The organism is Chryseobacterium angstadtii (genome assembly GCF_001045465.1).
Classification (GTDB): domain Bacteria; phylum Bacteroidota; class Bacteroidia; order Flavobacteriales; family Weeksellaceae; genus Chryseobacterium; species Chryseobacterium angstadtii.
The window spans coordinates 220,411-243,905 of record NZ_LFND01000006.1 but is presented as its reverse complement, the minus strand read 5'-3'; the positions used below and the strand labels follow the sequence as shown (position 1 = coordinate 243,905).

Here is a 23,495-nt window from a genome sequence, read left to right as displayed (position 1 = left end):
GATAAATCTATAAAAAAACAGTATTCAAAATCCATTTCAGTACTGAATTTTTAAAATTATAATGCTGATTATGAGAAGAAAGCAAATAAAATAATTACCTATTCTTATGAGGCTTATAAAAACTTTCCGTGTTTAAAGATTTACTAGATTTGTAAAACACTTAAAAGCCAATGATCATGAAAAATATTTTTTTTCGTTTTTTAATGATAATCCTGTTTTCCGGTCATTTTACGCAGGCAAAAAACAATGCTTTTCCTACAATAGAACCATCTGTATTGACTATTTCTCTACATTTTTTGCCGGCAGATACCATAAAAATCAAAGAATCATTCAATACAGAAGATATTGCGGTGAATGAATTCTTAACAGACCGGCTGAAACCCATCCGTGCTAATTTCAAAAGAATCAATTCCATTACAAAATGGAGCTCTGTAAAAAAGAAAGACATTGAGGGGGAATCTGCAGAAGGAGGAGAGGCTACATTTTACGAGAACAAGGGACATCTCGAAAAGATGACAGCAAGATTGTATGGAGAGATGGGACAGGTACTTACAGAATATTATCTGCTTAACGGAAAGTTGTCTTTTGTTTTTGAAAAAATATATACCTATAACCGCCCTTTATTTTACAACGAGAAGGCCATGAAAGAAAATAATGATACTGAAGCTTTTGATTTTGAGAAATCCGAAATAGAAGAAAACAGAAATTATTTTGAAAAAGGAAAACTCATTCATACCATCAACAGTTTAGATTGCGGAGCTCCTTTCAGCAGCGATTATATTGATGAGGAGCAGAAAAGATTTTCCGAATCGTTCCAAAGACTGCTGAAATTAAGGAATGAGAAGTAATATGATGTGATGATTTTTTGATGTGATAATGTGATGATGAATTGATTTAATCATTGGTAAACTGTTACATTGATACATTGTTACATTAATTCATCATCACATTATCACATCAAAAAATCATCACATCAACACGTCTGCAGATTCCCCGGCAGTATTCCCCTCTGCAGGAAGGTTCAACCGCCGGATCTACAGTTCCGTTTCAGCATTCATTAAATTTACGAAATAGACTATCCATCTATTTTCTAACAATGCCAAAAACGAAATATGGACTGTGTGGACTGATTTTTACGGATTGGAGATAATCAATGTCGAAGGAATATCAGAAAGCCAGAGACTCTTACTGTCGATGAGGTTTTTCCAGCTTTTACTGCTTACCAGCATCAGGTCCTGGGCATTCAGAAATTCTTTCTCAATTTTTTTATCATTATATAAAGTGATGTGATTCGGGGCAACCTGCTCGATACTTCTGATGAGTTCCCTGACTTCAATATTGTTGCGGATCTGTCCGGCTGCATCCAGAATAATAATCTGGGAATTGTTATTATTGATCAGTCTTTTGGCATATTCCAGCAGATAAAAATCGCTGAGGTTGAAGATCGGGACAAATACTTTATCGGCCGATTTAAAATCTTTCTCAACCATGATTCCTACGGGAATATTGGTTTTATCAAGAATCTGAAGTGTAAAATCGTCAAAAGGAGAGTTGTTGAATATATTTCCTTTACCCTTTACCGTGTTCAGAAGCTTTTCGGGGTTAATAATTTTGGTGGTAAATCCCAAAAGACGGCCCAGCAAACTTCCTTCATACATGGATTTGCCCAGCATAATCAGAAGGAGATCATAATTTCCTTTGTTTGAAATTCCGGTAAGATCGTTTTCAATATCTGTAGAAGCTTTGAAAAGAGTAGTTACTTCCAGTTTCAGATCGTGTGAAGTTTCAATCACATTTTTGAACTGAGCTTCTTCATATTCATTGATGTCATACGCATGCATTTCGTCCACAGGAGCAATATTCACGGCAGTAATGCTTTTATTACCGTTCATTTTATTGGTGAAATCATGAGCCAGTTTTAACAGCGTACTCCCGGATTCTGGTTTATCGAAGGAAAGAAGCACCCGGTATTTGGAACCATTAGCATCATGAAGATCTTCCTGGCTGCTTTTTTTAGATTTAAAAATAAAATTGATAAAGTCAAGGGCAGGGCCTGTCATAAATGTTGTGAATAGAGCCATAATAACCAGCATCGCAAAGATCTCCGGACTTAAAACACCCAGATCATATCCGATATTCAATACGATAAGTTCCATAAGTCCTCGTGTATTCATCAGGGCGCCTATTGTTAAGCTTTCCTTCCAGTTGATGCCTACAAATCTTGCGGTAAGGGCACTTCCTGCGAATTTTCCTGCTACGGCTGTCAGAATGATAAATCCGGCTGTCATCCAAAGGTGTCCGTCATTCAGGAGACCGATTTGGGTACGAAGTCCGGTAAACACAAAGAAAAGCGGGAGAAGAAGGACTAAAGCCACATCTTCAACTTTATCAATGAAAAGTGTACGGAATTTTGCATTTTCAGGCATAATGGCACCTGCCATAAAAGCTCCGAATAAAGCATGAATACCAATCACCTCAGTGGCATAGGCGGAAAGAATCAGCGTAAGGAAGAAAATGGCTACCATCGGCTTACTGATGGTGTTTTTGCCAGCCTGCAGATCCCCGATTCTCTTCAGAAACGGCCTTACAATCTTAATCATTAAAAATACATATGCAATAGCCATGATAATCACATAGATGGAACTGGTGAAAGAACCTGCTTTTACAATAGCTATCACCGCTGCAAGAATACACCATGCCGTAATATCGTCTGCTGCGGCACAGGTAATAACGATGGTTCCCAGCTTGGTTTTCTGGAGATTTCTTTCCTGAACAATCCTTGCCAGTACAGGAAATGCCGTTATACTCATTGAGATAGCGATAAACAGGGCAAATGATGTAAACTGGATACCTTCAGGTGCAAATTCCTGATAGACAAAATAAGATAAACCAATACCTAATGCAAACGGAATGATAATGCTCGCATGACTGATCACGACTGCATCATGTGCTTTTTTTCTTAATACACTGAGATCGAGTTCCATTCCTACGATGTACATAAAAAGGATAAGCCCTATCTGACTCAGAAACTGTAAGTTACCTAATGACTCTTTAGGAAAAAGAAAGGCTGAAAACTCCGGAAAATACATGCCGAGCAGTGAAGGCCCTAACACAATTCCCGCAATCATTTCCCCGATTACGCTGGGCTGCTTTATTTTCATGCAGATCCATCCGAAGAGTCTTGCGACAAGAATAATGGTGACAATCTGTGCCAGAAGAAGTGCCAGCGGATGGTGAAGATTTGCTTTAAAAGATTCCTGGAAATTGTCCCAGGTAGATCCTGTATTGGTCTTTGTTACGATATTCTCCTTGATTTCCAGGGTCTGTCCTTCAATGATGAAGAAGTACATCAGACATGAAAAAAAAGCGATGGTTGATATGTAAAAAATTAAATTTCTATATTTCCCCCAGTTCATGATTCCTAAATATTTTAATGCAAAGTTGATGAGAATATATGAATGTTAAACACCCTTCTTTTTTAAATGTAATAAATGTTCTAAAAAATGTAATAAAAAGCTTGAGAGCTGGAAGAAGGAAGTCGGAAGTTACTGTTCGGGATCTACTTTAATACCTATTTAGCAATTTTAGCAGTCCTGAAAAATTGATGAAATGAGATTCAAGTTAAATTTTGGACTCAATAACTTCCATCTTCAGGCCTCCCTCTTCCTTATTTTAGAGAAGATAATGATCTGCAGGGAAAACCTAAAGTTCTGAAAGATTTACTTTCCAAACAGATCCATTAACGAATGTTTATAAGCTTCTCCAATCTGAAGTTTAAGAAAATTATCTCCTTCCAACTGAATGGTACTGATAATTTCGTTGGTAGAAAATACTTTGATGGAAGCGAGGGCTATAATTTCCTTTTTGTTTACCTGGGCAAAATCTTTGGCAGGAAGCATTTCGAGAAGGGTCTTAAAGCTGAGGTTTTTAAGAACAATGGTAGTTCCGTCGTTCAGGAGAATATCTTTGTCACGGCTGTCGATCTCAGAAGTTTTGATGTAAGCAATCTGTTCTGTAAAAATAACGGTTTTTCCGATATTGGTATTCCATTCAATCAGATCCTTTTTGTGAGGAGCATCTACCAGTGCTTTTGCTTTTTCGAAGGCCTGGATAAGTCTTTCTTTTTTGATGGGTTTTCTTACATAATCTACCACATTCAGATCAAAAGCTTCGGCAGCATATTCTTTGTAAGCGGTAGTGAAAATAATTTTTTTGGAGCCTGAAATTAGCTCTGCTACCTGAAGCCCGGTCATTCCCGGCATTTCAATATCGAGAATGCAGAGATTACAGTCAATGTTTTCAATTTCGTTCAGGAAAACTTTAGGGTCGTTAAATGCTTTTACCACTTCTACGTTTTCGATCTGCTCACATAGAAGTTTTAAATAGCTGATCGCCAGAAGTTCATCGTCAAGAATAACGCATTTTATCATAGAATTCTCCTAAATTGATTTTTAATTCTGCTGTGAAAATACCATTTTTTGAACTTTTTTCAAGCTGATAATGGTTATTGTAGATCATTTTCAGCCTTTGATCCAGAGACTGACTTCCGAAGCCGCTGTTTTCTTTTTCGAGAACATTTTTTAGTGAAGCTTTATTGCTTACTTTCATGGTAAACATTCCGTTTTCAAGTTCCAGATGGATGGAAATAAAAGAATCCTGAGCGAGAAAATCGGTGTGTTTAAAAGCATTTTCAATAAGATCTACAGAAATAAGCGGAGCGAAAACTTTTTCTTCGTATATGGCATCAGATTTATTGATTCTTGATTTAATTCTGAAATCAAAAAGAGGATTAATCTTTATTTTATTAATCTCAATAAGGCTTAAAGCGAAATTCAGTTCCTCTTTCGGACTTACAAATTTATTGTTGCTTTCGTATAAAATATAATCCAGAACGTTGGCCAGCTTATCCAGAGACATATATGTCTGGTAGGCGTGTGACTGTACAGAATTGAGAATATTCTTGAAAAGATGCGGGTTCAGTTTCGTCCCGATATGTTCAAGCTGAACTTCATTCAGCTTTTGTTCAATGATCTTATTTGCTTCCGTGAGCCGGGTATTTCTCTGCCGGATCCTGCTGTTCTGGCTGAAGAGATAAATACTGACGGTAAGCAGGAAGAATATGGCAAATACTCCAGTGAATATCAGATAATCGTGAATCATGTAGTAATTGCCGTCCATAAAATGAGGATTTGTTACTTTTTAAATACTGAATACAAGCGACGTTACGCTAAGTGGAAGCTTTAAATTAAACCATTAAGGATATTTAAGCTGTTAAGATCCATTAAGAAAACATCAAAGATATTTTATAAGCGTGCTGCTTATTATTTGACGCAGTCAAATTCTTAATTTTTCTTTTTAGTATAAATTTCTAAACTCCTTAATGTTTAAATAAATCTTTACAATAAAATTCTAATTATTTCAGTTTCTTCAAAGAATTCACCGTTACCGTTTCTTCACACTTTTCAAAGGTGATTTCATAGGAAGGATTCTTTTCCGGATAGGTAATAACATAGTCCGGACAAGGTTTTTTCTGAGCATGGCTTTTGTCGAAATCTACTTTTCCTTTCGTAATGATACTGTCTTTTATAAACTTTTCGTCAATTTTATAAGTAGTCATTGCATTTTTAGCCTCTTCAGAATACTTGAATTCTTTAGACAGGGTTTCTGCAATCACACGGCTGTTCGGAAGGTACCCGCTGCAGCTGGCTCCTTTTTTGTTTAAAATAAAAAATACGAGAATCAGCCCTGGAATAAGGCCTATTAAAAAGAATTTAATTTTTTTCATTAGAAAATTAAAAGATTGATATCGTGGTAAGTAAGTCCGAAACGGTCGCAGATCACTTTTTTGGTATGTCTTCCTTTATACATATAGAGGCTCTGCTTCATTTCGTTTTTGCGGATCAGCATGTTTTCGAAACCGCCTTCTTCATCATAATTCAGAATATAGGAAAGGAAGAAATTGGAAATCGCTTTGGTAGTGGTTCTCGGCATTCTCGACGTAAGGTTCGGAAGTCCGCAGTGAATCACGCCGTGTTTGATGATATATGGATTTTCCATAGTGGTCAGCTCAGAAGTTTCAATTACCTTACCGTTGTCTATGGTGATATCAATGATTACACTGCCTTTTTTCATTTTCGCAACCATTTCCTCGGTAACGATAGGTGTCATATTTAATCTTGGAAGTGCGCCGATCACTACATCTGCACGTCTCAATGCTTTGCTTAATTCTTTCGGATCAATGATGGAAGTCGGAACTCTGCTGTCTACCAGAGTATGAAGTCTTCTCAGCTTTGAAAGAGAGTTGTCAAAAACCCTTACGCTGGCTCCAAGTCCAATGGCTGCTTTGGTTGCAAATTCACCCACAATTCCTGCTCCTAAAATAACCACTTCGGCAGGTCTTACTCCTGTGATACCGCCCAACATTAAACCGTTCGAAAGTGCCAGAAGCTCGGAAGCATATAAAATAGAAACGGTTCCTGCTATTTCGCCGACCAGTCTTACCAAAGCAAGCTGCTTGTATTCGTCAACGATAAATTCAAAAGCAATGGCATTGATCTTTCTTTCTGCCAGTTTCAGGAAGTAATTTTTATCTCTCAGGTTGATCTGAAGTGCGGAAACCAGATAGGTATTCGGTTTCATGTACTCAATCTCTTCTTCCGTAGGAGGGTTGACCTTTAAAATGAGATCCTGTCCGAAAGCTTCTTTAGGATCATTGGTGATCTTTGCTCCGGATTCGGAATACTGTAAATCTGTAAAAAAAGAACCTTCTCCGGCACCCGCTTCAATAATAAGCTCGTGGCCGTGCTCTACCAATACCTGTACTGCGTCCGGAGTAATGCAGGTTCTCCTCTCATTAAGACAGGTTTCTTTAGGAATCCCAATGCTGAATTGTTTTCCTTTCTTAATAACCTCCAACTTTTCTTCTTTCGGCATCAATTCTTCTTCAGTAAAAGGAGTAAAAATATTTGTAGTACTCATTCTTTAAATAAATTATGTCTTACAGGTTGTTGTTTTATAACTGAATTTATAAGCAAAGATACATAATATTTACTCGAATGAGATTTCTCTTTCATCCCCTGTATTCACAATGCTCATTGTGTGGTACTTGAGTCCGTAGAGTTCTTCTTCGTATACTTCCGGCCATTCTATGATGCACAGAAAGGCATTGTCAAGGTATTCTTCAATGCCGATGTCGTATACTTCCTCAATATTTTTTAAACGGTAAAGATCGAAATGATAGATCTTGCCTTTTGGAGAATTGTATTCGTTGACAATGGAGTAGGTAGGAGAATTTACTTCATCCTCACTTCCCAGATTTTTGAGAAGAAATTGAGTGAATGTGGTTTTTCCTGCACCCAGATTTCCTTTTAAAAGAAGGATATTATGCTTTAAGTCAGGAATGATCTTGTCGACAATTTCCTGCCATTCTTGTAAGGACTGTATTTTCATACTGCAAATTTAATTCTAAATTATGTATATATTATCAATAGTTGATCAGTTCAGTCAAAAACCGGCTGAGAGATACTTCCAGACGGTTCATCGTTCAATAATACAAAGACTACTGGCAGATGAGGATAGATTCCGGAACGTTTCAGGAGTTGATGGGTAATTTTGGGAGTAAATTTTTTTCTTCAAACTAAATATTTAATTTTACACTATGATTTCCAAACAGACCATAGATAAAATTTTCTCAACGATACGGGTAGAAGAAATAGTAGGAGAGTACGTTCAGTTGAAAAGAGCGGGGTCTAACTTCAAGGGGCTCAGTCCTTTCCATGAAGAAAAGTCTCCGAGTTTTGTGGTTTCGCCAAGTAAGCAGATCTGGAAAGATTTCTCAACAGGAAAAGGAGGAACAGCCATTTCTTTCCTGATGGAGATCGAGAATTTTACCTATCCTGAAGCCCTTCGTCATGCGGCCAAGAAATACGGAATTGAAATTGAAGAAGATCAGCGTGAATTTTCTGAAGAAGCCAAAAATGCCCAGACGGAAAAAGATCAGCTGTATAAAATTCATGAGGTTGCCAATTCTTATTATCAGGATATTCTTTGGGATTCGGAAGAAGGAAAAAGCATTGGTTTGGCCTATTTCAGAGAACGTGAGCTGAAAGATGATATCATCAGAAAATTCCAGCTGGGGTATTCACCGGAGAAAAAAAATGCCTTTACGGTGTATGCCGAAGAAAAAGGATATACAAAAGAAATTCTTGAGAAATCCGGACTTTCTATATTTCCTGAAAATACACCCTCGGGAATCGACCGTTTCCGTGAAAGGGTTATTTTCCCGATTCACAGTTTTTCGGGTAGGGTTCTCGGTTTTGGAGCCAGAATTCTTAAAAATAATGTCAAGACCGCTAAATATCTCAACTCGCCGGAGACGGAAATTTATCACAAATCCAATGTTCTTTACGGTTTAAATCAAAGCAAGCAGGCGATTTCCAGAAAAAACATCTGTCTTCTTGTAGAAGGGTATATGGACGTGATTGCCCTTCATATGTCCGGAATAGAAAATGTAGTGGCAAGCTCGGGAACTTCCCTGACAACGGAACAAATCAAGCTGATCAAAAGGCTTACGGAAAATGTAACCATTCTCTTTGACGGGGACAATGCCGGAATTAAAGCCAGTTTCAGAAGTATAGACATGCTTCTGACCGAAGGCATGAACATCCGTGTCCTGCTTTTCCCGGATGGTGATGACCCGGATTCTTTTTCAAGAAAACATTCGCAGGAGTATGTCGAAAAATTCATCGAAAATGAAGCGATGGATTTCATTGATTTTAAAGCTGAAATTCTTCTAAAGGAAGTCGGAAACGATCCGATTAAAAAGGCTGAAGCCATCAGAGATATCGTAAAATCGGTAGGTTTTGTTCAGAATGCTTTAAAACGTGAAGTGTATCTGAAGCAGGTTTCCAATAAATTCGGACTTTCGGAACAGAGTCTTTTTAATGAGCTTGATGTTCAGAAACAAATCACTCAAAACCAGCATCAGCATAATCAGCAGCAAAAGGAAAAAGCGCTGCCGAAACTGGAAGTGGTGCCGCTGGACGAGGAAAAGGAAGATCCTTATCTGTACGATGTTTTGTTTATGGAAAGCAAACTTGTAGACCATATGCTGATGTTTGGGGATATTGTTCTGAAAAGGACCAATGAAAAAAACGAGGAATATCAGATTACGGTGATTGAAGAAATTCTGCTGCATTTTGAAGAAGAGCAGTACATTTTCTTAGTAAAAGGGAATGAAATTATCATCAATCAGGTAAAAGAAGGAATTCAGAATGATGAGCTGAGAAGCGGAACCTTTTTTGTATCTCTCATGGATGAAGAAATTACTTCCAAAGTAGTAGATGCACTCATGCCTTTGGATGAATTGGAAAACTGGGGCTCCAGAAATATTTATCCGCCCAATTATGGAGACAAAATTGCAGAACAGGTACAGGGCGATGTCCTGCTGCATAAATACAGGTATATTGATTATCTGATCAAAGAAACAGCCAAGCAGCTGGATCAGTACAACGGAACAGATGAAGTAAAATACTACGAGCTGATAAAAAAAATCACCCTGTTGAAGCAGGCTTCCATGAGGCTGAGCGAAATTATAGAATATTCTCCCATCAAAGGAATCTATGTAGACAGAAAAAGGTAAGGATAAAGAGCAGGCGGATAATCTGTGACAAAAAGTCCTATAAAATTTTAGGAATAAAAGTTGTAATTTAAACTTCGAAATAGTTAATAATACATAATAGAAATATGGACATTAAAAAAGACTTCAGAGATTTCTCTGTAAAACATTTAGGAAATAACGGTCTGGTTACCGATCAGTATATGGGAATGTACGGCCCGACAAATCTTACGCCGTATATCATGGAAGAAAGAAGATTAAACGTTGCACAAATGGACGTATTTTCACGTCTGATGATGGACAGAATCATCTTCTTAGGAACCGGAATTGACGATCAGGTAGCCAATATCGTAACGGCACAGCTTTTATTCTTAGAAAGTGCAGATCCGTCAAAAGATATCCAGATCTACATCAATTCCCCTGGAGGAAGTGTATATGCAGGTTTAGGAATCTATGACACGATGCAGATCATCAAGCCGGACGTAGCAACCATCTGTACTGGTATGGCAGCTTCAATGGGTGCCGTATTGCTTGTAGCAGGAGAAAAAGGAAAACGTTCAGCACTGAAACATTCAAGAGTAATGATTCACCAGCCGTCAGGAGGTGCTCAGGGTGTAGCTTCAGATATGGAGATCAACCTTAGAGAAATGCTGAAATTAAAGCAGGAGCTGTATGAAATTATCGGTCATCACTCAGGACAAACTTACGAATGGGTTGAAAAGTCTTCAGACAGAGACTACTGGATGACTTCTGAAGAAGCAAAAGGCTACGGAATGGTAGACGAAGTTCTGCAGAGAAATACAGAGAAAAAATAATTCCTTTTATGGAATATAGAAAACGCACCGGCTTCGGTGCGTTTTTTATTGCTTTAGATTTTTTAACCAAAAAATAATAACGGGTTTTACCTACTTTATTACTTCTTAATCATCTTATGAACCACCGTATTCTGAGAGGTTTTAATTTCCACGAAATAAACGCCTGCTTTCAATGTGTGAATATCAATCTTTGCTGTATTTCCGGTCAGTACTTTCTGCCCTGAAACCATATAAATATTCACTTCTTTAATATCTTCCCCAGTATCTATCCGGATAAAATCACTTGCCGGATTTGGATAAATACCGAAATGTTTTTTACCGATATCCGAAACAGCCAAAGTTGAGCTGGATGCTTCTCTTGGCGTGAAAGGCATTCTTTGTCCGAAACTAAGCCCCAGCCAGTCGTTATTGCTCAATTGAACCTGAGAAAGATCGGATTGTCCTCTCCAGCTTGAAAGATCTTTTCCTTTAAAAAGTTTCCATGTACCGGCCCCGGAAGCATTTCCTGTAAAATTATTTAAAGACAGCGTACTGATTTGATTGTTCAGTGATGTAAAATTAAAATAAGGAGCCTGAGCATGAATCAGCTGAAGAGCCTGTTCTGCAGTGAGATTTCCATTATATTTAATCCCGAAAACAAAAGAATGAGCCTCACCATTTGAATTGTTGGTTCCAAAATCAATGACAACAAGGCTTGTATTGCTTCCGGATCCTATCCATTGAGTGATTTGCGAAGGACTGTACCAGGCAGAGTTGTAAGCAGCTACAGGAGCAGAAGGATGAGAAAGAGGAGGTGTATTGGGCCCGAATCCATAACCGAAAGAAATTCCGTACCATTTTCCGTCCACCAATGGGTCATTGTTCACCCCATTATTCAAAGCCATATTTTCAGCTGCAGTTCCCGACCATGTAGACCAGTAATCATCCAGACTGGGAATATGATGATTGTAATTCAGGCTGTAAAGAAATCCTGAAGGGACTTCTGCTTCCATTTTTGGTTCCGCTGCATCAATGGCATTGATGAGGTCTTCCATCGTGAGATTATTCGCATCGTAACGAAAACCCCAGGCATACGAGGTAGGATTATCGCTGTCGTTAAAATCAGCAATGAAAAAAGCTTTTTTGGAGCCTGTTCCTACCCAGAATTTGATGTCATTCTCTGTAAACTGGGCGGAGAATAGCTGCAGAGTGAGCAGCAGAAAAAAAAGATAGATCTTTTTCATAATATAATTAAATTAAAGTTTTATTCCCGAAACTTTCTCACAGGACAAATGATGAAATCCTTTTCAGATGTCTCTCTTCCTGATGCGAATACAGATAAGGCAGGTCTCCTGGCTTGCTTCTCAAAGTACGCCTTCCCGGATGTAGGTCCAGTGGCATAAAGTACAGAGAGTTTAATAAAGCTTACAGTTGCGGGTACAGCCCAAGCATTGAATTTCTTCTCACTTGATTCCCTATTATTGAACAGATGTTCAGCCTTAGCAGCTGCAAATATATTACATAAATTTTTGATGTCGTTTTGTGAATTATGATCTCATCTTCTTCTTTTGTTTAAATACCGGATCAATTTCAGGAGCCTGATTTTTTGATTTGCTAAAGATTGAAAAGAAGCATCATCATATTCGGATTAATTTCCATGTTTAAAATTAATTCATGTAAAAGTCTTATTGTTAAAGTATATTTATTATTAAATTTAAAATCAGTTTACAATCAATCTATACTTTCGCGGCATAAAAGGTATATATGAAAAAACTGCTGTTATCGGCTATAGTATTCACAGCTCTCACATCGTGTAAAGATGATGACAAGATAAATAACCAGGATATTAATTACAGTAAACTTCCTCAGGAATTCCCTTTCTCAAAACTAGTGACGGTAAATGGGGTAGATGTCATCAACGGTGGCTTCGGTTCCGGTGCCGCAGCACATCCTACCAGAAAAGGAGAATTTTATGTGATTACCGACCGTGGCCCGAATACGGATTACCTTAACGGAAAAAAATTCCCTGCTCCGAATTTCACTCCTACGATCATGCATTTTAAGATTAATGCGGAAGGAAACATCGAGGTGATTAAATATATTAAACTTAAAAATCCTTCAGGCCAGCCTATCACCGGACTTCCAAACCCTGCAGGAATGGGAAGCACCGGAGAAACAGCTTATGACTCGTCAGGAAATGTTCTGGGAACGGATAATTACGGTCTGGACAGTGAAAGTATTGTGGCTGCTCCGGATGGAACATTCTGGGTTTCTGACGAATACGGACCGCATATTGTTCACTACAATGCAGAAGGAGTAGAACTGGAAAGAATAAGTCCTGTAGGCGTTAATACCGGATCTAGAAAACTACCTGCTGTTCTGGCTAAAAGAAGAGCCAACAGAGGAATGGAAGGTCTGTGCATCACCCCCGATGGAAAAACATTGGTAGGAACCATACAGTCTACCATGTATGTCCCTACAAAAGCTCTGGCAACCAACACTACTTTAACCAGAATTGTCACTTTTGATATTGCAACAGGGCAAACCAAGCAGTTTCTGTACAGGCAGAATGGAGGGGCTTCAGACTCGGTATGTGATATTACAGCGATCAGCAATACAGAATTTCTGGTGATTGAAAGAGACGGCAACTTCGGATCGCAGGGCGGAACCAAAAAAGTATACAGAATCAGTATAGCTGGTGCTTCAGACGTAAACGGAACCGATCTTACGGCGGTGGACGGAATGAAGATCAATAATAAAGCTTTAGAACAGTCTACATGGGATGAAATTACCAATGCCGGAATACAGCCCGTATCTAAAGTGCTAGCCGTAGATCTGGTGGCAAAATTAGGATATGAACATGATAAATTTGAAGGAATTGTTTATTTAGGAAACAATAAACTGGCGGTTTTCAATGATGATGATTTTGGAATCCTGGATGACGGAAACGGAAATCCAAAAGCAAAAATACTTCCCAAAACAGGAAAAGTAGATAAAGGAACTATGTATATAGTCGATATTCAATAATTAGATTTTTTTAAGAAAACGGCGGCATCGAAGATGCCGCCGTTTTTGACTGTATATGATTTGAATTCAGTAGAAATGGGCTTTAGCCCATTTAATGAAAATTATAAATTCAATTGGCTTTAGCCAAAACTTATGAATTAAATCCCTCAATAATTTTAGAAAAATCTTCCAGTTTTAAAGCAGCTCCTCCAATCAGTCCACCGTCGATATCCGGTTGAGAGAAAATCTCTTTAGCATTATCAGGCTTTACAGAACCTCCGTAAAGGATAGACACTTCGTCTGCTACTTCCTGTCCGTATTTCGCAGCGATGATGCTTCTGATGTGGGCATGAATCTCCTGAGCCTGTTCCGGAGTGGCAGTTTCCCCTGTTCCGATAGCCCAAACCGGTTCGTAAGCAATCACTACTTTTTTAATCTCCTCAGCAGAAAGCGTGAAAAGAGCAACTTCAGTTTGGTTTTTCACTACTTCGAAATGCTGCCCTGCTTTTCTCTGTTCAAGGGTTTCACCGTTACAGTATACCGGGATAAGACCTTTGTCAAGCGCCAATTTGATTTTTCTGTTGCAGTGAGAATCCGTTTCACCGTGGTATTGTCTTCTTTCAGAATGCCCGATTAAAGATCCCGTTGCGTCAATGGATTCCAGCATGTCAGCAGAAATCTCACCTGTGTAGGCTCCGCTTTCATGTTCGCTCATATCCTGAGAGAATACCCCAATTTCGTCTTTTTCGAAGATATCTTTGGCCATCATTAAATATAAAGAAGGTGGCGCAATCCATACTTCGCAGTTGGTGGTATTGTTATTTTTATAGCTCAGTAATTGAATCATTAACTGCTGTGCGTCAATGACATTTTTATTCATTTTCCAGTTTCCTGCAACTATTTTTCTTCTCATAGTCTAATTATGTAATTTTATTATTTATTCTTTTATTTCTCGCAGATTGTAATGATTTAACCCATTTTACTCCGGTTAAGATATAAGTTTATTTTGATAGCAAACCAGGACCTAATTGATTGTAAACATTAAAAATACATTTTCAAACAATGTATGAAATATCATTTTCTGTCATTGTTAATCTGCAAAATTGGCAAAATCTGCGTGATATTTAATTATTTATTAATTCCTTCCAGTTTAAACATAAAAGCATACACCAGAGAGATATCCTTCAGATAATCAAATCTTCCCGAAGCACCACCATGTCCGTAGGCCATATCTGTTTTTAAAAGCAGTACATTTTTGTCTGTTTTCATATCCCTAAGTTTGGATACCCATTTAGCTGGCTCAAAATACTGTACCTGAGAGTCGTGTAATCCTGTGGTTACCAAAAGATTCGGGTAGTTTTTCTTTTCAATGTTTTCATAAGGTGAATAAGACTTCATGTAGAAATAAGCCTCCTTATTGTTAGGATTTCCCCATTCATCATATTCATTGGTCGTTAATGGAATACTTTCATCAAGCATTGTATTGATAACGTCAACAAACGGCACCTGTGAAATAACCCCATTCCACAAATTCGGGCTCATATTGATGACAGCGCCCATCAGAAGACCTCCGGCGCTTCCGCCCTGAGCATAAAGGTGTTTAGGGGAAGTATACTTTTCTTTAACCAGATATTCCCCGGCATCGATGAAATCGGTAAATGTATTCTTCTTTTTCATCATTTTTCCGTCTTCATACCACTGTCTTCCCATTTCCTGACCACCGCGGATGTGAGCAATAGCAAAAGCAAATCCTCTGTTCAGAAGACTCAGTCTTGTGCTACTGAAAGTCGCATCCATAGAATTTCCGTAAGAACCGTAAGCATACAGCAGTAACGGGCTGTTTCCATCCTTCTTGTATCCTTTTTTGTAAACAATGGAGATTGGAATTTTTGTGCCGTCTTTTGCGGTTGCGAAAAGTCTTTCGGTCGTATAGTTTTCCTTATTGTAGCCGCCTAAAACCTCCTGCTGTTTCAGTAAAATTCTTTTTCCGGTCTTCAAATCCTGCTCGAACTGAGAAGAAGGAGTAATCATTGAAGTATACCCGAAACGGAAATTATCGGTATTGTATTCCGGATTTTCCATCGAAGAGATAGTGTAAGCAGGTTCGTCAAAGGTAAGCGCTTCCTTTTTACCCGTTTTTCGGTCATAAATAACCAACTGGGTAAGTCCGTTCTGCCTTTCACTGAAAACCAGATAATTTTTAAAAGCACTTACACCCTGCATTAAGACATCATTTCTGTGCGGAATAAAATCTTTCCAGTTTTCAACGCCTGTTTTGTCCAGAGGAGTTTCTGTGATCTTAAAGTTAAGAGCATCCTTATTGGTTCTGATCAAAAACTTATCTTCTAAAGGCGTGATGGTATACAAAACGTTCTTCATTCTCGGCTGGAACACCTTAAAGGTTCCGTTCGGCTGATCTGCATCCAGATATCTGGTTTCCGAAGAAGTGGTAGCTCCGGAATAAATCAGAATGAATTTATGATTTTTAGATTTGTATACGGAAATATAATTGGTTTTGTCTTTCTCTTCATAAACCGTAACATCTTTACCCGGATCTGTTCCCAGCTTATGTTTTTTGATTTTTTCGGATAAAAGAGTTACCGGATTGTTTTCTGTGTAAAAAATGGTGGCATTATCATTGGCCCATTCCGCAGAACCTCCTGTGTTTTTAATGCCCAGATCTGTAATCTTCCCGGTTTTCAGATCCTTTAGAAATAATGTGTATTGCCTTCTTGAAACATCATCCACTCCGTAAACCAGTTTGCTGTTATCCGGGCTGATGCTGAAGCCTGTTGCAGAATAATAAGCATGTCCTTCCGCAAGCTGATCTATATCCAGAAGAATTTCTTCCGGAGCGGTAAGGCTTCCTTTCTTTCTGCAGTATTTGAAATATTGTTTTCCAGCTTCCGTACGGGTATAATAATAGTATCCGTTTTCAAAAACAGGGACAGATTCATCTTTCTCCTTGATTCTGGCCTTCATTTCCTGAAAAAGTTGCTCTCTGAAAGGCTCCGTATCCTTCATCATGCCTTCCCAGTAAGTGTTTTCGGCTTTCAGATAATCTACGACTTTGGTAGAATCTTTTCCTTTTTTAAAATAATCAATCATCCAGTAATAAGGATCATTCACTTTATCACCATGAATTTCACGGATGTGTTCCTGTTTTTCAGCAATAGGAGCTTTAAGAGCAGGAAATTTTTGAGACTGTATTGTAGAGGCACTCATAATTAATATTCCCAGATAGAACTTTTTCATTATATGTTTGGTTTTTTGATGGTGGAGTTATGCGATGTTCCAAAGGTTCTTCAAAAGTTTGTAGAATGTATGCTCTTCGTCCGTCACCTTATTATCTGCTTTAATCAGGGTTTTGGCAAACTGAACAAATTTTATGCGCTCATCTTCCGTAGAATCGTCATAGAAACATCTTGCATGAAATTCAAAATGGTCTTTCCATTCCTCAGGCTGTAAAAGAGCCAGAGTTTCCAGTTCATTGTCAAGATTCATTCTGAACGGAAATTCGTCTGCCATATATTGCTGAACCAGCATTCCTTCTTCCGGAGCAAATTCTCCGTCTACAGAGGAAAGAATCATTAAAAGGTGATAACCGGCGATAGATTTATTTGATTTTTGCATGTGTAGATGTATGTTTTAGTTTAGTGTTTAATTTTGTTGGTTGGTACGGGTTGCGAGGTTTCGGGTTTGGTGATGAGAGTTTCGGGTTCGTGATTCGTATAGTTTTATTTGGTTTTTCAATTCAAAATTCAGCATTCACAATCTTTCTGTTTCGGATTTCGATTACTTTTGATTGCTTTTTAATCCAAAATCCAAAATCCAAAATTCACGATTCAGTATTCACTCATCCACCACTTCTCCTACTTCAAATAGTCCTTTGCAGGCTGTTTGTCTACAATTTTTCCCTTTTCCATAATCAGTACAAATGGATTACTTCTTGCAATCGTTTTGATAGCGGTTCCGTCCATCATGGCATTTTTAATGGTTTTAAAAGTATTGGCATCTGTAGAAACGCCATAGATAACAGCGCCTTTCTGTGCATTCACTTTAGCTTCAATTTTCTGAATAAGCTCTGCAGAAACCTCTTTCGGATGATAAGAGAAAACAAGTACAGCCTTAGGTGCGTTGATGATTTCATCCGTAAGATCTATTCCTGTTGGATCTTCAATCTTGAATTTTACCATCTCCGATTTATAGCCTTCTTTGGTAAGAACAGATTCATTTTTTCCTTCCTCAATTTTCCATGGAGAACCTTCTTCCCAGTATTTTGTTTCTTTAATATAATCGTCCTGATTGACCTTTAAAACTTCACCTGTCTTCTGATTTTTAAGAGAATAAAAAGTCTTGTATTCAGAAGGATTTTTATTGATTTTTTCCTTTTCTGCTTTAATATTGGCCCCAATTTTATAATCACGGAAATCAATCAGTGGTTCGTGCATAATTCCCTGTGCCATAATGTAAATCATAACCACAGAAAAAAGGCCTAATAGAGCATATCTGAACTTGCCGGAAGACTCTTTCGTATTGTCGCTGCTGTAAGCATCTTTTTTACGGAATTCCTTTCTGTAAAGGATAAACACAATGATAAGACCAATAAGAAGTACAATGTCTTTAATGAAACTCTGCCACGGAGTGAACTTGATGGCGTCTCCGAAACATCCGCAATCCGTTACCACATTGTAGTAGGCAGAATAAAAAGTAAGAAACCCAAAGAAGATACAAAGGGCAATTAACGCTGAGAGTGTGAATTTAAGCTTCAGTTTCAAAAGCAGCATAAATCCTAAGAAAAGCTCCAGGACAACCACAATAATTGAGAAAAGAAGCGCAAATTTTTCCAGGAATGGCATGTTGAATACCGAAGGGGCAAAATATTCTTCCATTTTGAAAGAAAATCCTACCAGATCCACAGCCTTTACAAAGCCGGAAAGAATAAATATAACAGCAATAATAAAGCGTAATAAACCTTTGATCATATTAAATTATTTTTGGGGTTCGGAAATATTTTCTTTTTCAGAGAACTTGATCAGGCAGAACACGGCATAGTTCAGCATATCGAAATAATTGGCATCCAGCCCTTCAGAAACGATGGTTTTACCCTGATTGTCTTCAATCTGTTTTGTTCTCAGTACTTTCTGATAAATAAGGTCGGTGATAGAAGAAATTCTCATATCTCTCCATGCCTCACCGTAATCATGATTCTTTCTTTCCATTAAAGCCTGAGCTTCATGAGCATATTGATCGTAAAGACGTAAAACTTCATCCTTATCTTCATTAAAATCATTGGAAAGTCCTTTTTCAAGCTGAATAAGCCCGATGATAGAGTAGTTCACAATAGCGATGAATTCATCCTCTTCGCTTTCATCCACCATTTTTTTATCGGTCATCTGTAGCGTACGGATTCTATTGACTTTGATATAAATCTGATCCGTAATGGAACTGGGTCTTAAAACCCTCCATGCTGCCCCGTAATCCTGTAATTTTTTGCTGAATAGATCACGACACTGACTGATAACTTTCCCGAACTGTACTGATGTTTTTGACATAAATTCTCTTAATCTCCCAAATATACGAATAAGGTTTTAGGTAGCAGGAATCGGAAATTGATTTTTGTCAGAGTTTTGGGGTGCGGGGTGCGGGTTTCGGGGTGAGAGGGTTTGAGAGTGGGAGGGTTTTAGAGTTCGAAGGTGTTAGAGCAGGTTGCGGGTTTCTTATGGGAGGTTTGTAAAAATGCTGCTTTTTCAATCATAATATCTGTCTTGGCTAGTTTATAATTGATAGTTTTTTGTGTTACTTTAATAAACGAAGTGGCTTTGTTTACCATTAAAAACATTCCAAAAGATAAAAAAACTTTGTCTAGCTTTGCGATAATTAAACGCAAAGAAATCAAAGCATTGATTCTAATTTCTTTAAATCAAAATAAACAAATACATTTCACATATTTCCTAAACCCGTACCTCGCACCCCGCAACAAACAAAAAACATCAATTCCCACATTCCCCAATAAGTCTTAATTTTGCAGAGTATCATCAATCATCAATCATCAATCATCAATTATCAACAAAACATGTCCTCAGACCCCGAAACCCCAAACCCGCACCTCGCATCTCGCACCCCGCACCTCGTACCTCATTCCATCAATTGCAACGGAAGACTCGTACAGCTCAATCACCCAAAAATCATGGGCATCCTCAATCTTACACCAGATTCCTTTTCCGATGGTGGGAAATTTAATAACGGGCAGTCAGCTCTGAAACATGCAGAAAAATTGTTGAAAGAAGGAGCCGAGATTATTGATATCGGTCCGCAATCCACTCGTCCGAATGCTGATTTTTTAAGCAGTAAAGAAGAAATAGAGAGAATCGGAAGTATGATTTCTCGAATCAAAAAAGAATTTCCGGAAGCATTGATTTCACTGGATACTTTCTATGCAGAGACAGTACAATTTGGGTTTAATGAAGGGATTGATATGATTAACGATATATCCGGTGGCCAATTTGATGATAAAATGTTTGATACAGCCGCTAAAACAGGGCTTCCTTATATCCTGATGCACGTAAATCCGACCTATGAAACCATGCACGACAAAATAAAATTTGAAGATATTACCCTTGAAGTCAACCGATATTTTTCGAAAAAAACCGGTGAACTTCTCGAAAAAGGAGTAAAAGATATTATCCTCGATCCGGGTTTTGGTTTCGGAAAAACGGTAGAGGATCAGATGAAAATGATAAGTGAAACAGAGTATCTCGGGTTTGGAAAATTTCCAATGCTCATAGGGATTTCCAGAAAATCATTTATCTATAAACCACTGGGGAAATCTCCTTTGGAAATCAATGAAGAAACACAAAAACTTCACAGGCAGGTTCTGGAACAGGGAGCCATAATTTTAAGAGTACACGATGTAGCTGAAACAGCTGTAACCCTCAGAGAATTTTTACGAAAAAAATAAAAAGTGTTAAAAAAACTTGCGCAGTATTAAAAAATTAATACATTTGCAGTATGAATTTTACGAATCAGAAAAATATTATTGTCATTTCTAATATTATTGTTGTCATTAACAGCAGTAAGGAAGCGGCATTGTAAAATATTTTAATTTAAATTATATAAGCCGTTTCATCTATTGAAACGGCTTTTTTTATTGCAGAAATTATGTATCAGTTATTAGCAGTTATTATTATCGTCATTATTATTCCCTTGCGTGTGTGAGAAGGAAAGAATATGACTGTACATATTTGAGCCCTCTCACAGCGTGAGAGGGCTTTTTTTATTCCCATTTGTTAATTTTTAAACCACAATATCATGTATTACAACAGCAAAACTATCGTGTATTTCGACGGAAACTTTCTCAAGGCAGAAGAAGCAGGAGCAGACCTCTATGGGCAGTCTCTTCATTATGGTTATTCCGTTTTTGAAGGTATTAAATCTTACAGTACCGATTACGGAACCAAAATCTTTAAGGCAGAAGAACATTATGAAAGACTGAAAAAATCAGCAGAATTAATGCATATCCCGTTTGATTATTCAGTCAGCCAGCTTACGGATCTTACCTATGAACTTTTAGAACGAAACGGCTTCAGTGATGCTTATATACGCCCTCTGGTGACCTGTTCTCCCAATATGTCACTTTCAAAAGGGAAAGAATCCTATCTGTCTCTGCTGGCCTGGGAATGGAGCAACGGCTATCTCGCAGACAAAATGAAAATCATGACTTCAGGTTTTCAGCGCCCCAATCCCAAAGCTTTTAAGATAGAAGCTAAAGTAGGCGGACATTACGTCAATTCTATTCTGGCATGTCAGGAAGCCAAAGACAAAGGCTATGATGAAGCCCTTTTACTTGATGAATATGGAAATGTAGCCGAAAGTTCAGGAGCCAATATATTCTATGAAAAAGAAGGAACATTATTTACACCTGCAAAAGGAAGCATACTCCCTGGAATTACAAGACAGACCGTTTTTGAAATATGCAGTGAACTTCATATTCCCGTTAAAGAAACCTTCTTTAAACCTGAAGAAATGAGAGGAGCCGATGCCGCATTTTTTTGTGGTACTGCCGCTGAAATTGTAGCGCTGGATTCTTTGGACGATGTTCCTTTCACCAAAGACTGGGAAGATACAGCAAGTGGAAAAGTACAGCAGGCCTATCAGAAACTGGTAAGAGTTTTGTCATTGTAAATTTTTTAAATATAAGTAATTGATTTTCAAATAAATAAATCTTATTTTCAAACGATTGAGTATTGTAGTTTTCACAAAACACAAAATAAAAAAAATATTACAAGCTGTAGTTTTGACCCGAAATTAAGTAAAAAGCTTCACTAATGAATTCCGGAAAAATTGAAATATATGATACCACGCTGGAACATGATAAGAACAGAAAATGCAGGATAATATGCTAAATAAATATTCAAAAACATTCACACAAAACAGTGAACAGCCCGCTGCAAAAGCAATGCTTTACGGGATAGGCTTTACAGAAGAAGATATGCACAAAGCCCAGATCGGGATCGCCAGTATGGGCTACGATGGGAATACGTGCAACATGCACCTCAATGATCTTGCAAAAGTGGTCAAAGAAGGAACCTGGAACCACGGCCTTGCAGGGTTGATTTTCAATACGATAGGAGTAAGCGACGGGATGAGTAATGGTACGGATGGAATGCGCTATTCACTGGTGAGCCGTGATGTGATTGCAGACAGTATTGAAGCTATTTGTGGTGCACAGTATTATGACGGAATCATTGCCTTGCCGGGTTGTGACAAAAATATGCCGGGAACCATCATCGCTATGGGAAGGTTGAACAGGCCGTCTATTATGGTCTACGGAGGAACCATCGCTCCGGGATGTTACAAAGGAGAGCCGCTTAATATTGTTTCTGCTTTTGAAGCTTTAGGGAAAAAAATTGCAGGAGAGATCTCAGAAAAAGATTTTGAAGGCGTTATTAAAAATTCCTGTCCGGGAGCCGGGGCCTGTGGTGGAATGTACACGGCAAACACCATGTCTTCCGCGATAGAAGCACTGGGAATGAGCCTTCCTTATTCATCATCCAACCCTGCATTGAGCAAGGAAAAACAGAATGAATGCCTTGAAGCTGGAAAATACATAAAAATATTGCTCGAGAAAGATATCAAGCCTTCAGATATTATGACCCGTAAGGCTTTTGAAAATGCACTTCGTCTGATTGTCATTCTTGGAGGAAGTACAAATGCCGTTCTGCATTTTATCGCAATGGCAAAAAGTGTAGGAATTTCCGTTACTCAGGATGATTTCCAGAAAATGAGCGACTGTACTCCGGTACTGGCAGATCTTAAGCCCAGTGGAAAATACCTGATGCAGGATCTTCATGATCATGGAGGAACCCCTTCTGTTATGAAATACTTGTTGGAAGAAGGGTTGCTTCATGGCGACTGTTTAACCGTTACCGGAAAAACCATTGCTGAAAATCTGGAGAATGTTCCAAGCCTTGATTTTACGAAGCAAAAGATCATCAGACCCTTATCAAATCCAATCAAAGAAACGGGGCATTTGAGAATCCTTTACGGAAACCTTGCTGAAAAAGGAAGTGTCGCCAAAATCACAGGAAAAGAAGGAGAAAAATTTTCAGGAAAGGCGAGAGTTTTCGATGGTGAAAAAGACCTGATCAAAGGAATTGAAAACGGAAGGGTTCAGTATGGAGACGTGATTGTGATCCGGAATGAAGGACCAAAAGGAGCTCCGGGCATGCCTGAAATGTTAAAACCTACCAGCGCCCTGATCGGAGCCGGTCTGGGAGGAAGTGTTGCTTTAATTACCGACGGAAGATTCAGCGGAGGAACCCATGGTTTTGTGGTGGGACACATTACCCCCGAAGCGCATGAAGGAGGCTTAATTGCTTTCGTGGAAGATAATGACCTGATTGAAATAGATGCAGTCAACAACACCATACAGCTGAAAGTTTCCGAACAGGAAATTGAACAGAGAAAAAGAGGATGGCAAAAACCTGAACTTAAAGTGAAAAAAGGATTGCTGTACAAATATGCATGCACCGTATCATCAGCGGCAGAAGGCTGTGTAACTGACGAACTTGCTTAAT

19 protein-coding genes and 1 riboswitch are annotated in these 23,495 nt (G+C 38.3%); of the genes, 7 read left to right on the top strand and 12 right to left on the bottom strand.

Features of this window, described 5'->3' with window-relative positions:
• The first annotated feature begins 176 nt into the window (after positions 1 to 176).
• Positions 177 to 848 (top strand): hypothetical protein, encoded by a 672-nt coding sequence (locus ACM46_RS17710; RefSeq protein WP_083997462.1) that lies wholly within the window; start codon positions 177 to 179, stop codon positions 846 to 848.
• Between the two features lie 285 nt (positions 849 to 1,133).
• Here ACM46_RS17710 and ACM46_RS17705 read toward each other — a convergent pair whose 3' ends face one another.
• The 6 genes from ACM46_RS17705 to tsaE all read right to left on the bottom strand — a co-directional run bounded on the left by ACM46_RS17705 (position 1,134) and on the right by tsaE (position 7,449).
• Positions 1,134 to 3,416 carry a cation:proton antiporter gene (locus tag ACM46_RS17705; protein ID WP_048508023.1) on the bottom strand — a complete coding sequence of 761 codons (2,283 nt, stop codon included), beginning with the start codon at positions 3,414 to 3,416 and terminating at the stop codon, positions 1,134 to 1,136.
• Positions 3,417 to 3,719: 303 nt separating this feature from the next.
• Positions 3,720 to 4,430 (bottom strand): LytR/AlgR family response regulator transcription factor, encoded by a 711-nt coding sequence (locus ACM46_RS17700; RefSeq protein ID WP_048508022.1) that lies wholly within the window; start codon positions 4,428 to 4,430, stop codon positions 3,720 to 3,722.
• On the bottom strand, positions 4,408 to 5,178 hold the full coding sequence (locus ACM46_RS17695; RefSeq protein WP_083997449.1) for a sensor histidine kinase: 771 nt from the start codon (positions 5,176 to 5,178) through the stop codon (positions 4,408 to 4,410). Before ACM46_RS17695 ends, ACM46_RS17700 begins: the two co-directional genes overlap by 23 nt.
• Before the next feature lie 235 nt (positions 5,179 to 5,413).
• Complete coding sequence (locus ACM46_RS17690) at positions 5,414 to 5,785, bottom strand: DUF4258 domain-containing protein (RefSeq protein ID WP_048508021.1); 372 nt, start codon at positions 5,783 to 5,785, stop codon at positions 5,414 to 5,416.
• Positions 5,785 to 6,978, bottom strand: coding sequence for an alanine dehydrogenase (locus ACM46_RS17685; protein ID WP_048508020.1), 1,194 nt, complete (start codon positions 6,976 to 6,978; stop codon positions 5,785 to 5,787). The genes ACM46_RS17690 and ACM46_RS17685 overlap by 1 nt, the downstream gene beginning before the upstream one ends.
• Positions 6,979 to 7,047: 69 nt before the next feature.
• The gene (tsaE, locus tag ACM46_RS17680; protein WP_048508019.1) at positions 7,048 to 7,449 is read right to left on the bottom strand and encodes a tRNA (adenosine(37)-N6)-threonylcarbamoyltransferase complex ATPase subunit type 1 TsaE; all 402 of its coding nucleotides are present in this window, start codon (positions 7,447 to 7,449) and stop codon (positions 7,048 to 7,050) included.
• A gap of 208 nt (positions 7,450 to 7,657) precedes the next feature.
• On the opposite strand from tsaE, the gene dnaG reads away from it, so the two are divergent.
• On the top strand, positions 7,658 to 9,640 hold the full coding sequence (gene dnaG, locus ACM46_RS17675; RefSeq protein ID WP_048508018.1) for a DNA primase: 1,983 nt from the start codon (positions 7,658 to 7,660) through the stop codon (positions 9,638 to 9,640).
• Positions 9,641 to 9,744: 104 nt separating this feature from the next.
• On the top strand, positions 9,745 to 10,431 hold the full coding sequence (gene clpP, locus ACM46_RS17670) for an ATP-dependent Clp endopeptidase proteolytic subunit ClpP (protein ID WP_048508017.1): 687 nt from the start codon (positions 9,745 to 9,747) through the stop codon (positions 10,429 to 10,431).
• Between the two features lie 98 nt (positions 10,432 to 10,529).
• Here the strand turns inward: clpP and ACM46_RS17665 are convergent, their stop codons facing one another.
• Entirely contained in the window at positions 10,530 to 11,654 is a 1,125-nt protein-coding gene (locus tag ACM46_RS17665; RefSeq protein WP_048508016.1) for a T9SS type A sorting domain-containing protein, read from the bottom strand.
• Between the two features lie 81 nt (positions 11,655 to 11,735).
• Positions 11,736 to 11,927: riboswitch (cobalamin riboswitch) on the bottom strand.
• Positions 11,928 to 12,174: 247 nt separating this feature from the next.
• Here ACM46_RS17665 and ACM46_RS17660 point away from each other — a divergent pair.
• Positions 12,175 to 13,437 (top strand): esterase-like activity of phytase family protein, encoded by a 1,263-nt coding sequence (locus ACM46_RS17660; RefSeq protein WP_048508015.1) that lies wholly within the window; start codon positions 12,175 to 12,177, stop codon positions 13,435 to 13,437.
• Positions 13,438 to 13,567: 130 nt separating this feature from the next.
• Here ACM46_RS17660 and tpiA read toward each other — a convergent pair whose 3' ends face one another.
• The 5 genes from tpiA to ACM46_RS17635 form a co-directional block, all read right to left on the bottom strand.
• Positions 13,568 to 14,329, bottom strand: coding sequence for a triose-phosphate isomerase (tpiA, locus tag ACM46_RS17655; RefSeq protein WP_048508014.1), 762 nt, complete (start codon positions 14,327 to 14,329; stop codon positions 13,568 to 13,570).
• Positions 14,330 to 14,544: 215 nt separating this feature from the next.
• Positions 14,545 to 16,671: a S9 family peptidase gene (locus ACM46_RS17650; RefSeq protein ID WP_048508013.1), complete on the bottom strand. Its 2,127-nt coding sequence runs from the start codon at positions 16,669 to 16,671 to the stop codon at positions 14,545 to 14,547.
• Between the two features lie 27 nt (positions 16,672 to 16,698).
• Positions 16,699 to 17,049 carry a tellurite resistance TerB family protein gene (locus ACM46_RS17645; protein ID WP_048508012.1) on the bottom strand — a complete coding sequence of 117 codons (351 nt, stop codon included), beginning with the start codon at positions 17,047 to 17,049 and terminating at the stop codon, positions 16,699 to 16,701.
• A gap of 239 nt (positions 17,050 to 17,288) precedes the next feature.
• On the bottom strand, positions 17,289 to 18,401 hold the full coding sequence (locus ACM46_RS17640) for a BT_3928 family protein (protein WP_048508011.1): 1,113 nt from the start codon (positions 18,399 to 18,401) through the stop codon (positions 17,289 to 17,291).
• A 6-nt stretch (positions 18,402 to 18,407) separates the two neighbouring features.
• Positions 18,408 to 18,971, bottom strand: coding sequence for a DUF1599 domain-containing protein (locus ACM46_RS17635; RefSeq protein ID WP_048508010.1), 564 nt, complete (start codon positions 18,969 to 18,971; stop codon positions 18,408 to 18,410).
• Between the two features lie 635 nt (positions 18,972 to 19,606).
• On the opposite strand from ACM46_RS17635, the gene folP reads away from it, so the two are divergent.
• The 3 genes from folP (at position 19,607) to ilvD (ending at position 23,494) form a co-directional block, all read left to right on the top strand.
• Positions 19,607 to 20,377, top strand: a complete 771-nt coding sequence (gene folP / locus ACM46_RS17625; RefSeq protein ID WP_048508008.1) for a dihydropteroate synthase — start codon at positions 19,607 to 19,609, stop codon at positions 20,375 to 20,377.
• Positions 20,378 to 20,727: 350 nt separating this feature from the next.
• Complete coding sequence (ilvE, locus tag ACM46_RS17620) at positions 20,728 to 21,600, top strand: branched-chain-amino-acid transaminase (protein WP_048508007.1); 873 nt, start codon at positions 20,728 to 20,730, stop codon at positions 21,598 to 21,600.
• A gap of 214 nt (positions 21,601 to 21,814) precedes the next feature.
• On the top strand, positions 21,815 to 23,494 hold the full coding sequence (gene ilvD, locus ACM46_RS17615; protein WP_173426496.1) for a dihydroxy-acid dehydratase: 1,680 nt from the start codon (positions 21,815 to 21,817) through the stop codon (positions 23,492 to 23,494).
• The last annotated feature ends 1 nt before the right edge of the window (position 23,495 follow it).